Source organism: Sedimentibacter sp. B4, from assembly GCF_000309315.1.
Taxonomy (GTDB): domain Bacteria; phylum Bacillota; class Clostridia; order Tissierellales; family Sedimentibacteraceae; genus Sedimentibacter; species Sedimentibacter saalensis.
Genome location: NZ_CANG01000178.1, coordinates 1 through 240 on the forward strand (window position 1 = coordinate 1; position 240 = coordinate 240).

Below are 240 nucleotides of genomic sequence, written 5' to 3' on the forward strand. Positions count from 1 at the left end.
TTGGGCGCGCTGATCAAGGCGGTTGCGACCGCCCGGGTCTGCGTCGACTACGAGGCCTGAGCGCCGCGCAGCAGGCTGCGCATCGTCTTGGCCGCCAGTCCGGCCGCTGCGTCCAGGTCGGAGAAGATCCCGACCAGGTGCATGGACGCGGCACCGTGCGCCACGGCCATGAACTGCGGGACCACGCCGACACCGGCCCGGCTGTCCCCTCCGGTGGCATCGATGGCGCGGAGCAGCACG

The 240-nt window shown here is 72.1% G+C and carries 1 protein-coding gene; it reads right to left on the reverse strand.

All coding sequences use genetic code 11. The features are described from left to right. Positions 1-47: 47 nt before the first annotated feature. Positions 48-240 (reverse strand): hypothetical protein (locus BN358_RS26185; protein WP_198018384.1); only part of this gene is annotated, 193 nt, incomplete at its 5' end.